Genomic DNA, 11,319 nt, shown 5'->3' with positions numbered 1-11,319 from the left:
GCCGGTATCGTCGTGCTTCTCGTGGTCGTTGCCTTCTGGTTGTTTCATACATCCGGAACCAAAGACAAGCCCGTAAACAAGGGGCGAGAAGAAACCGTCGTCGTGCCCGACGCGCCTACCGCACCAGGCCCCTCTTTCGGCAACCAGCCGGCCAAAGAGCCGGACGCGATTGCACTGGCCCCCTTCGTTCCGCCAGTGCAAAACAGCGCTCCGCCGCCGGTGCCCGTGCAGGTAGCGCCTGAAGGGCCACACCAGCCTACGCTGCTCGAACGTCGCATCGCCGCCGCAAACAACGGCGCCGGTTTCCAGGCTGTTGCCGAAGGTGCAGGAGCGCCCGCTCCTGACGCGGGCGCTACTGGCGGCGCCGGCGGCTTCGGCATGCTGGGTATGCCCGGAGGCGGTGCGCAGGCGCCGCGGATGAGCGCCACCAACAACCTCGCTTACACCGCGAAGGAACTACCGGAAGTCTCCAATGCAACGCCGCTTCAGCATCCGGATACGCTGATGCTGCGCGGCACCTTCATTCGCTGCGTGCTCGAGACCCGCATCATTACCGACATACCGGGCTTCACGTCCTGTGTCGTGACTGAACCCATATATTCGTTCACAGGTAAGCGCCTGCTTCTGCCAAAGGGCTCGAAAGTCCTTGGCAAGTACGAGATGGAGCCGAACGGTCCACGTGTCGCCGTTATATGGGACCGCATCGTCACCCCGACCGGCATCGACGTAAACATGGCCAGCCCCGGCATCGACACGTTGGGAGGCGCGGGGCATCCCGGCAACTACAACGCTCACTGGGGAAGCCGTATCGGTGCGGCACTGCTTATCAGCTTGCTCAGCGACGCATTCAAATACGAAGCAGCTGAACACGGCCCTCGCCAAACAACCATCAGCAACGGCGTCGTTACGCAAAGTCCGTTCGAAAGCAATACCGCCGACACGATTCAGCAGCTCGCGAACTCGGCCGTGCAACGTCAGGCAAACCGTCCTGCCACGGTAACGATCAATCAGGGTACGGTGCTGGCGATCTACGTTGCCAGGGACGTTGATTTCACCGGCGTGATAGCGAGGTACTGAGGCGAGTATGGACGACGGCGCACTGGCATCGATCGGCAACGATTTCCTGGACTACCAGTACGAAGTACTGGGCGTGAAGGATTTCCTTGCCTCGTCGGATGTCACCGAAATCTGCATCAACCGCCCCGGCGAGCTCTATCTCGAGCGCCGGGGTGGCTGGCAGCGCGTGGAAGTGCCGTCACTGACCTTCGAGCGTGCGCGCCAGTTCTGCACTGCGGTCGTCAACGAGAGCAATACCGGACAGCGCATCACGGATACCGATCCCGTGGTGTCGTTGACCTTCCCCACCGGACAGCGAGCTCAGTTCGTCATACCGCCAGCCTGCGAAGCCGGCCGCGTATCGATCACGATACGCCTCCCGTCGAAGGAGACACGCACCCTCGCGCAGTACAGCGAGGATGGTTTCTTCAACGAAATCCTCGAAGGCGCGAACACGATCAGTCAGGCCGACCACGAACTGCTCGGACTGCGCGCCGAACGCCGCTACGCGGACTTCTTCCGTCATGCGGTGCTGAACAAGAAGAACATCGTCGTCTCCGGTGCGACCGGAAGCGGCAAGACCACCTTCATGAAGTCGCTCGTGCATCACATTCCCGATGACGAACGCCTGGTCACGATCGAGGACGCGCGCGAACTGTTCATCGATCAGCCCAATGTCGTGCACCTGATCTACTCCAAGGGCGGGCAAAGCGCCGCCAATGTCACCGCCAAGAGCTGCATGGAAGCCTGCCTGCGCATGAAGCCGGACAGGATCATCCTGGCCGAGTTACGTGGCGATGAGTCGTTTTACTTCATCCGAAATTGCGCATCGGGTCACCCCGGGTCGATTACAAGCTGCCATGCGGGCAGCGTCGAGCAGACCTGGGACCAGCTCGCCTTGATGGTGAAGGCTTCCACGGAAGGTGCGGGCCTGGAGTTCGCGACGATCAAACGACTACTGATGCTGACGATCGACATCGTCGTTCACATCAAGGCACACGGGGGCCGGCGCTATATCACCGGTATCGATTTCAACCCCGCTCGCGCGTTAAGCGCAGACGGGGGGTAACGCTTACACACATCGGTCATCAATCAGGAGCTTCAAGGGTGGTACCAGGAATGGAAATGATGGGCTGTCAGAACCTTGCCGTACCGGCCGAGGTGATGCAGCACGTCGTCAATGTGGAGTCGAGCCGCAACCCATACGCCATCGGTGTGGTGGGCGGTCAGCTCGTGCGCCAACCACAAAACCTTCCTGAGGCCGTCGCCACGGTCCGCATGCTCGAGAAGAATGGCTACAACTATTCACTGGGCGTGGCGCAGGTGAACCGGGCCAATCTCGGCAAATACGGACTCGACACTTTCGAGAAGGCGTTTGAGTACTGCCCAAACCTGAGTGCAGGTTCACAGATTCTGGCCCAGTGCTACGCCAGCGCCGGCAAGGATTGGGGCAAGGCCTTCAGCTGTTACTACTCCGGCAATTTCACGACGGGCTACCAGGACGGCTACGTACAGCGCATCTTCAACTCGATGGCGAAGAGCGGCATGATCGCCGGCGCCCAGGCGATTCCCCTGCAGGCGGCGAAGGTTCCCGTGCGGGTTGTGAGTGTCGGCAACGGCGTTACCGGCATCACCACGGATGGTCCGGCTTACCGCGTCGCCATGCGTCGGGTCGTCGATGCCGCCACCGCGTCGATCGTCGGGCCTGCGGTCGCGTCGGCGACGGGGACCGGTACGCCGGCCACCGCGGCGCTGGCACGGTCGCAGATGCTCGCCCAGGTGCAGAGCCTGCCCACGCAAACCCTGCCTGCCGGTGTCGTTCCGGTCACCAACCCGGCGTTGGCGCCGACACCTGAGGCACCTCTCGGCCCGATCCCCACGGATCCGGCCACGGCCGCGGCGATGTCACAGGTCGGCGCTCGCCTTCCTCAGGTCGACCTGACTGCGCAGCCTGGGCGCATTCGCACCGATCCCGGTACCGCTGCCGTCATGTCGCAGATCGGCGTGTCGGCCAATGCCACGGGGAGTGCCCCGGCACAGGCTCTACAGCCGGCCGGCGATCCCAACATTTTCGTTCCCCAGGTCCGCGGCCCACGCGATGCCGCGCCGACGCAGGGAACCGCAACTCCGGCTGTGCAACCTGGCCCACGCCAGGATCCCGCCGACCTACGTAATGGAGGCAGCGATGGCGCCTTCGTCTTCTGAACTCATACCACCTCTAAGCGTGACGGAGTCCCTGCCTCGTCACGTCGGCCCTCGGGCCACCGCAACCCGGGTCCGCGCCGCGGCCCCGTCCCTAGCCCGGCGGCATGTCGCCGTCAATATCCAAACCGTAAAGAGGAACCTCGTGATGGCCCTGCCCTCCCTGTCCAAGGCGTTTGCCACGTCCAAGAAGCCGCTGATGAACGCCATCGGCACGTTCGCCCTCGTGGCCGCCCTGATGATCCCGAGCCTCGCGCTCGCGCAGGTCGGCGAAACGGGCACGAAAGTGTGCGGCTTCTTCCAGGACATCAACTCGCTGCTCAACGCCGCCTCCATCGTCGTCGTGACGATCGCTGTGATCTTCTCCGGCTACGGTATCGCCTTCGCGCACAAGCGCATTGCCGACGTGGCTCCGGCCCTCATCGGTGGCGTGATGATCGGCGCCGCGGCGCAGGTCGCCAAGATGGTCGTCGGCGGTAACGGCAGCGGCAGCGGTGCCTCGGCCTGCACCCAGAGCAGCGGCGGCAGCGGTACCGCGTCGTTCATGATCGACGCGATCAACGTAGCGATGCACTTCATGCATTTCCATGCATAAGAACGCGCTATTTCGCGGCTGCACCCGCCCGCCCATGTTCATGGGCGTGCCCTATATCCCGTTCTTCATGGGGACGGGCACGGGTCTGTTGTTGGCGATGTACTTCAACTTCTGGTTCCTGCTGCTCATTCCCGTCTCGGTCTTCGTGATGCGCCAGATGGCGCGTCGCGACGAAATGATCTTCCGGCTGCTCGCGCTTCGCCTGAGGTTCAAGACACTGGTGCGGAACGTGCCCGAGCACGACGGAATGTGGGTGTTCACGCCGAACAACTACCGCGACGCGTCCAAGGAAAAGAAACGCAAGTAAGGACAGCCGCCCTGGCACACCGTGCCAGGGCCTTCCCGTTCACCCGGTACCGATGACCATGTTCACTCCAGACGCTCCGATTTCGACACACATCGCCCTGTCCACCCATGTTTCGCCCTCGGTGGTGAAGACCCGGGGTGGCGACTTCCTGTTGACCTGGCGTCTCGGGGGGCTGCCGTTCGTCGGCCGCGAAGAGTGGGAGCTGGAACACCGTCACAACAGCTTCAATCGCATGCTGCAGACGCTGCGTGCGCCGGATTACACCAACGTGGCGTTCTGGGTACACGACATCCGTCGACGCCGTGGCATCCGCAACAAGTCCAAATTCGGCGAGGCGTTCAACCAGACGCTGTCCGACGCGTACTACGAAGCGCTTTCCACGCAGAAGCTGATGCAGAACGAGCTCTACCTGACGATGATTTATCGTCCGATCGTCCAGGGCAAAGCGTTCGCCGAGAAAAGTGCCGACGTGAGTCGGCTCGAGGCCGAGCAGGCCCAGGCAATCGCCCAGGTCCTCGAGCTCGCGGGCAACATTGAGGCCGTCCTAAAGGACTATGCGCCGACGCGCCTTGGCATGTACGAAGCCTCGAACGGCATCGTCTTCTCCGAAGTTCTCGAGCTGTTCGGGTTCATTCTCAACCGTATCGACGAGCCCGTGCCGGTCCTCAAGGCACCCGTCTACGATTACCTGCCCGTGAGTCGCCAGCGTTTCTCCGCGAAGACGGGCGACTTCGTGCTGACGACGCCCAATGGCGTCAACCATTTCGGCGCGATTCTCAACCTCAAGGAATACGTGGATGCCACCTACCCCGGCATCCTCAACGGCCTGAAGTTCCTCGACTTCGAATACGTCGTCACCCACTCGTTCACGCCCATGGGCCGTCAGGATGCGCTCAAAGCGCTGGACCGCACCAAGGGCATGATGGTCTCGTCCGGCGACAAGGCCGTCAGCCAGATCATCGAACTCGATCACGCCATGGATCAGCTGGCGTCAGGCAACTTCGTGCTGGGTGAGTACCACTTCACCATCGCGATCTACGCACCGACCCAGGAAGCGCTGTCCCAGCAGATAGCCACGACGCGTGCGGAACTGTCGAACGCGGGCTTCGTCACGGTGAAGGAAGACCTCGCCGTTACCTCGGCTTTCTATGCGCAGTTCCCCGGCAACTGGAAGTACCGCACGCGACTGGCAAACGTCAGCTCGCTCAACTTCCTCGGCCTGTCGCCGCTGCACAACTTCGCCACGGGCAAGAAAGACCAGAACCCCTGGGGCGATTGCGTCACGACGCTGCAGACCACGAACGGCCAGCCTTACTACTTCAACTTCCACGCCACCCACCCTGCCGAGAACTCGCTGGGTGAGAAGGCAATCGCCAACACCATGGTCATCGGTAAATCCGGTACCGGTAAGACGGCACTGATCAACTTCCTGCTCAGCCAGGTGCAAAAGCTCGACCCGGCACCGACCATCTTCTTCTTCGACAAGGATCGCGGCGCCGAGATCTTTGTGCGCGCCTGCGGCGGTAACTATCTCGCGCTCGAGAACGGCAAGCCCACCGGGTTCAACCCCTTCCAGTGCGAACGCAACGAAGAGAACGTGCAGTTCCTCGGCAACCTGATCAAGGTGCTGGCCGGCAAGAGCGTCTACAGTTCGCGCGAGGAAGAAGACATCTTCCGTGCCGTGGAAAGCATGCTCGACACACCGATGCACCTGCGCAACATGACCAACTTCCAGAAGAGCCTGCCGAACCTTGGTGACGACGGCATCTTTATCCGTATGCGCAAGTGGACCGCCGGCAACGCGCTGGGCTGGGTATTCGACAATCCGCGCGACACCGTCGACCTCAGCAAGGCCAACATCATCGGCTTCGACTACACGGACATCATCGACAACCCCGAAGTCCGCGCCCCGGTCATCAACTACCTTCTGCATCGTCTGGAAGAGCTGATTGACGGTCGTCGCTTGATCTACGTCATGGACGAGTTCTGGAAGATCCTCGACGGCAAGGGCGGCCTGAAGGAGTTCGCGAAGAACAAGCAGAAGACCATCCGTAAGCAGAACGGCATGGGCATCTTCGCTACACAGAGCCCGGAAGACGCGCTAGCCAGCGACATCGCCTCCGCGCTGGTGGAACAGACCGCGACCATGATCCTGCTGCCCAACCCCAACGCCAGCCGCGAGGACTACGTGGATGGCCTGAAGCTGACCGACGCTGAATACAACGTTGTGGTCAGCCTCGACGAGCGCTCACGCTGCTTCCTGGTCAAGCAGGGTCACGGTTCGGCCGTCTGCCAGCTCAACCTGCGAGGCATGGACGACGCCCTGGCGGTGATCTCCGCCTCGACTGACAACATCGAGATCATGCACGAGGTGCTGCAGGTGCGGGCCGAAGCGGAAGGCGTGTCCCCCGATGCACTGCGCCCGGAACAGTGGCTCGAGTTGTTCTACGAGAGTCGCAAGGGAAGCGGCAAGGGTACTACCAGCCCCACCCCGAACAAATCCAGGCGGGCAGCATGACCATCCCAGTGACATCGTCGAACACGGACTCAACGACTATGACCTCGAAGACCTACCTGCGGAAGTCCCTGACCGCGTCGCTCTTCAAAGCCTTCCTGGCGGCTGGCCTCACACTAGCTGTTGGCTCGTACTCGCAACCAACGCAGGCCCAGTGGTTTACTCAAGATAACTCCGCGATTCTGAAGGCGGTAAAAGAGTATGCAGAGCAGGCCAAGCGATGGACCGACACCGCCACCCAGTACAAGGCCGTGCTCGACCATTACACGGCACAGGTCGCGTTCTGGCAGGAGCAACTCGTAAAGCTCCAGTCCATCAACTTCCAACTCTTCGCCTTGCAGAATCAGTTCAAGCGCATCCCGGATGACTACGGCATGACGGATGAGTGCCCTGGCGTGAGCGGCGGCCTCTCCGGCGATATCACGACCGCCTTGCAGTCATTCCTTCCCAATATGGGCGGCGACGTGGTCAAGCAACAGAAGCAGTTGTGCCAGCTCATCGTGATGTCAAAGAACGCCAAGTACAACATGACGGTCGACTATCTCCAGTTTATTGCGGCCGCGAGCAAGGACCTGGCCGGCATCCAAGAGGACCGCCTGTCGAAAGTTGCTCAGTCGCCCGGCAACCTCGCATCGGTCGCCGAAGCCGCGGGTCGCTACGGACAGAACCTGGACACCGCGCGACAGAATTGGGAATCCAGCATGGCCCAGCAGGACACTCAAATAAAGATGCTTCAGCAGATGCAGTCCATCCTGGCGCGCCGCGCCATGAACGGACAACCTAGCCCCTTGGGCACGCTGGTCAACGTCGCCGCCATGAAGGCAGCGTTTAGTAACTGAGAGCTCATGAAAAGCAGCGGACCGCCCGGTTCGCACTTCACGGCAAGCTCAGCCTGCCGGCACTGGAAATAGGCAACATGCCAAATATTGCGGATTACGTTTACTACCGTCTGGTCTACGATTACCTCAACAAACAGATCCATGATTTCGGCATGGACCTCATGCACCGACTGATGAGTTGGGCCAGCGCCATCGCGCTGACCCTGGTGACGCTGTACATCCTGGTTCAGGGTTTCCGCATCATGACGGGTCGATCGCGCGAGAGCCTCATGGAGGTGGTCATCAACATGGGCCGCATCGTGGTCGTCATCGCCGCAGCGACGACCATGGCGGTTATGGGATCGGACCTGCATACCTTCCTCACGACCGATGTCGACAAGGAAGTCCATCAGCTGTTCACCGGAAACGGCGACGAGACCACGGCCGACTCGATCGATAAGAACCTCGCCTACACTCAGATCGCTTTGAGCACGATCAACGCGGTGCAAGTCGTGCCCGGCGATACCGAAATGCAGAATGCGCGCGACCGCTCCAGCTGGATCGCGACCTTCGGCACCGCCAGCCCTCCCATGGTCGCCGGCGCCATGCTTCTTCTCTACCAGTTCGCTATGGCGCTGTTCATCGGCCTCGGCCCACTCTTCATCCTGTGCCTGATCTTCGATCAGACAAAAGACCTGTTCAAGCGATGGCTCATGTATGGCATCGGCACGGTATTTTCGATGGCGCTGCTGAGCGTCGTAGCCAGCATGGTGCTGGACCYCACCGTCAAGATCAGCGAAGCGCTTTGGGRTGCGAAGATCATCAATTCCATTCTGGGTAACAGCACGGAAGGCCTGACCAGCATTGCGATGCAACAGGGTGGCGTTGGCCTACTCCTGTCGATCTTGATTGTTTCGGTGCCGCCGATGGCTGCGATGTTCTTCCAAGGGACGTTGGGTAGCGCGCTCACTTATTCCGTCTTCCAGGGGGCCGGCGCCAGGCCTGGGCCGCAGGGGCAGCCGGCTGGGTCTTGGGGTGGCGGATCTCATGCAGCCGCCGTTGGTGGCGGAGCATCAAAGTATGATGAAACAGGCTTCGCTAACGCCGCGATGGCAAGTCGCGTGACGGCGAGCACTCAGCCTCCCGCGCAAGAACAGATCAAGCGCTGACGTAAACAGCAGGTATAGGTTCAACATGATTAGGAATGCATGCTTTTTCCTCGCCCTACTGATTGTTTCTTGGGTAAGCCCCATACACGCGGAGGGCGGATGCCCGCCCGGCCAATACCCTCAGCAGGGGCAGGGCTGGCAGACCTGCGTCCCGATTCCCGGATACGAAGATGCTCAACAAACGAGTCAACCTCAGCCAGCCTGGCAAGATCGCTGGGGAGCAATAGCGGCCGACGGAAAAAAAGGAATACTTGGCACCGCCGACGCCAAGCTCACGAAGGAAGCAGCAATACAAACTGCGATTGACGACTGCAAATCCAAAGGTGGCTCTGATTGTCGGATGCGCACATGGTATGGCAATAGCTGCGGCGCGATGGCGGTCGGCGAGAAAGGGTTTGCGGTAGCGACAGGAGTCACGAAGGAGGATGCAATTAAGAAAGGGATACAGACTTGTCAATCTGACGGTGATTCCGCCTGTGCCTCGTATTATTCGTCTTGTAGCCTACCGATACGCGTTCAGTGAAAGGAAGCGGACGGAAGACGCGCTCAGTCCCGCTAGATCGTTAAATCAAAGTCGGCTGAAGCTGCGATGTTCTTCCGAGGAACTTCGGTATTGCTCTGATCTACTCCGTATTCTCGGGCGCTTCCGCCAGACCTGAGCCGGGTCATAGGCTGGCCAGGTCAGCAGTGTTCTATCGGCGCACAGGATCACGCAAAGAACCAAAGCAGCGCCTTCTCATCAGGACTACAACCTGGTCATGTAACCGGATCGCCGAACGACGTCATTCACGACGAAATGGAGTGGTTAGTCGTGTTGAGAAACGCAAGTCCGATACATCTCTTTCTGTTGTCTCTTCTACTGCTGAGCTCTAGTCGGGCTCATGCAGAGGGCGGGTGCCCTCCAGGCCAGTACCCCCAATCAGGCCATGGGTGGCAGACCTGTGTCCCGGTACCCGGCTATGAACAAGGGGCGTCGCCCCAACGGCAGGACCCCACATGGATTCCGCAATGGGGGGCCGTAGCGACCGACGACATAAAGGGGATCTTGGGAGCTGTGGACAACATGGCAAGTCTTGACTCGGCGGAGAGCCGAGCCGTGACCATATGTGAGGAAAAAGGCGGATCCACCTGCAAGGTCAATGCCTCTTACGCTAACGGGTGCGGAGTCATGACTGTCGGCAGCAAAGGATTCAGCGTAGCCAGTGGCTCAACGGAACAGGATGCCATTCAAAAGAGCATGCGCAGTTGTGCTTCCGATGGAGATTCCACTTGCCAGGTCTACTACAAAGGGTGCAGCGTCCCTCGGCGAAACTAGCCACCGATGCTCGATCCACAATACCCGCCGCGCCAGTCCCCCAGACGAAAGCCGTCAATGACTCGAGCACTCAGCCATACCACCTGACATGAACATATACCGATTCGCTTTTTTCCTCTTGATCGCAATCCACAGTCCTCTCTTACTGGCGGAAGGAGGCTGTCCTCCTGGCTCTTATCCGCGACAGGGGAATGGGTGGCGAGCTTGAACGAGAATCTGACGCTGCAAATGGCGCGTTTTCTCATATGGCTGGGAATTCTCATCCTTACGGCGTCGACTGCACACGCCGAAGGTGGGTGTCCTCCCGGGCAATATCCGCAGCAAGGACAAGGCTGGAAGACCTGCGTCCCTATCCCCGGCGATGCGGCTGGCGGCGACAGTAATGCTGTGCCTGAGCGCTGGGTCGATAAATGGCAAGCAATCGCGACGGACGCGACCAAGGGCGCTCTAGGCACATCGGTCGGAGCGGCTACCGCTGTAGAGGCAGAATCGCGCGCGATGGGAGATTGTCAGGCAAAGGGAGGGACCGCTTGTGACGTGCAAGTGTCGTACCGTAATGGCTGCGTTGCCATGGTGGTGGGAGACAAGAGAATGGCCACTAGAGGCGCCCCGATGAAAGACAGTGCGGAGCGTCAGGCCTTGGCAAAATGTAGTGAGGAAGACACGAACTGCCATGTTTATTACTCAGCCTGTAGCCTTCCTCAGCGCATTCAATGACTCACGCAAGAACGACCCTCTTCATCCACGCAACCGTTTTCTTGGGCGCTCTCCTCGTGCTAGCTAGTGCCCATGCTGAGGGTGGCTGTCCACTAGGACAATATCCCCAACAAGGTCAGGGCTGGAAGACCTGCGTTCCTATACCCGGAGCAGAAACCGTCGGTCAGCAAGCTATCCCACCCGAGCAATGGGAAGACCGATGGGGCGCACTTGCAGTCGATGAGGCGGACCGAATTTCGGGAGCGGCCGCAGGGCAATCGTCCGAGCAAGCAGCTGTTGACGAGGCGATTGCCGATTGTAAGAAGCGTGACCACAATGGCTGCAAGCGTGGCGACGTATACAGAAATCAGTGCGTTGCCGTAATTGCCAGCGATACAAACTCCGACACTTATGGAGCGTCAACCACAGAAGCGGCAAGCCAAAAGGGAATGAATGCGTGTGCGAACAAGAGTCTTTCGAGCTGCCATGTTTTCTACGCCGGCTGCAGTCTCCCGTCCCGCGTCAGATAGCAGGCAGCGGCTGGTTTGGAACTAAACCGCGCCGCACTCGGCATGAACTCCTGACAGACACCAAGGGCTGTAGCACGCCGCCGGAAAACTGAGTCGTGGATCACATAGTCCACGCC

The 11,319-nt window shown here is 60.2% G+C and carries 11 protein-coding genes and 1 pseudogene; all 12 read left to right on the top strand.

What is annotated here, in order from left to right; all coding sequences use genetic code 11:
• A partial coding sequence (locus AC1DYM_RS22455; protein ID WP_477342181.1) for a TrbI/VirB10 family protein occupies window positions 1-1,077 on the top strand: 1,077 nt, incomplete at its 5' end.
• Window positions 1,078-1,084: 7 nt separating this feature from the next.
• Window positions 1,085-2,125, top strand: coding sequence for a P-type DNA transfer ATPase VirB11 (gene virB11, locus AC1DYM_RS22450; RefSeq protein WP_477342179.1), 1,041 nt, complete (start codon window positions 1,085-1,087; stop codon window positions 2,123-2,125).
• 38 nt (window positions 2,126-2,163) lie between these two features.
• Window positions 2,164-2,581: pseudogene (locus AC1DYM_RS22445) on the top strand (lytic transglycosylase domain-containing protein); the annotation flags it as partial.
• 825 nt (window positions 2,582-3,406) lie between these two features.
• Window positions 3,407-3,853, top strand: a complete 447-nt coding sequence (locus tag AC1DYM_RS22440) for a TrbC/VirB2 family protein (protein WP_477342177.1) — start codon at window positions 3,407-3,409, stop codon at window positions 3,851-3,853.
• Window positions 3,846-4,160: a VirB3 family type IV secretion system protein gene (locus tag AC1DYM_RS22435; RefSeq protein ID WP_046966117.1), complete on the top strand. Its 315-nt coding sequence runs from the start codon at window positions 3,846-3,848 to the stop codon at window positions 4,158-4,160. The genes AC1DYM_RS22440 and AC1DYM_RS22435 overlap by 8 nt, the downstream gene beginning before the upstream one ends.
• A 58-nt stretch (window positions 4,161-4,218) precedes the next feature.
• Window positions 4,219-6,678 carry a VirB4 family type IV secretion/conjugal transfer ATPase gene (locus AC1DYM_RS22430; protein WP_477342174.1) on the top strand — a complete coding sequence of 820 codons (2,460 nt, stop codon included), beginning with the start codon at window positions 4,219-4,221 and terminating at the stop codon, window positions 6,676-6,678.
• 38 nt (window positions 6,679-6,716) lie between these two features.
• A complete protein-coding gene (locus AC1DYM_RS22425) occupies window positions 6,717-7,514 on the top strand; it encodes a hypothetical protein (protein WP_477342172.1) in 798 nt (265 codons plus the stop codon).
• Between the two features lie 77 nt (window positions 7,515-7,591).
• Window positions 7,592-8,662 carry a TrbL/VirB6 family protein gene (locus AC1DYM_RS22420; protein WP_477342170.1) on the top strand — a complete coding sequence of 357 codons (1,071 nt, stop codon included), beginning with the start codon at window positions 7,592-7,594 and terminating at the stop codon, window positions 8,660-8,662.
• Between the two features lie 25 nt (window positions 8,663-8,687).
• On the top strand, window positions 8,688-9,185 hold the full coding sequence (locus AC1DYM_RS22415; protein WP_477342168.1) for a DUF4189 domain-containing protein: 498 nt from the start codon (window positions 8,688-8,690) through the stop codon (window positions 9,183-9,185).
• A 273-nt stretch (window positions 9,186-9,458) separates the two neighbouring features.
• Window positions 9,459-9,977, top strand: coding sequence for a DUF4189 domain-containing protein (locus tag AC1DYM_RS22410; protein WP_477342166.1), 519 nt, complete (start codon window positions 9,459-9,461; stop codon window positions 9,975-9,977).
• 228 nt (window positions 9,978-10,205) lie between these two features.
• Window positions 10,206-10,694: a DUF4189 domain-containing protein gene (locus AC1DYM_RS22405; RefSeq protein ID WP_477342183.1), complete on the top strand. Its 489-nt coding sequence runs from the start codon at window positions 10,206-10,208 to the stop codon at window positions 10,692-10,694.
• On the top strand, window positions 10,691-11,203 hold the full coding sequence (locus AC1DYM_RS22400) for a DUF4189 domain-containing protein (protein ID WP_477342164.1): 513 nt from the start codon (window positions 10,691-10,693) through the stop codon (window positions 11,201-11,203). Before AC1DYM_RS22405 ends, AC1DYM_RS22400 begins: the two co-directional genes overlap by 4 nt.
• Window positions 11,204-11,319 lie beyond the last annotated feature (116 nt).

It is taken from the genome of Luteibacter sp. P1_D3 (assembly GCF_056406135.1).
This window is presented reverse-complemented; position numbering and strand designations above follow the sequence as displayed.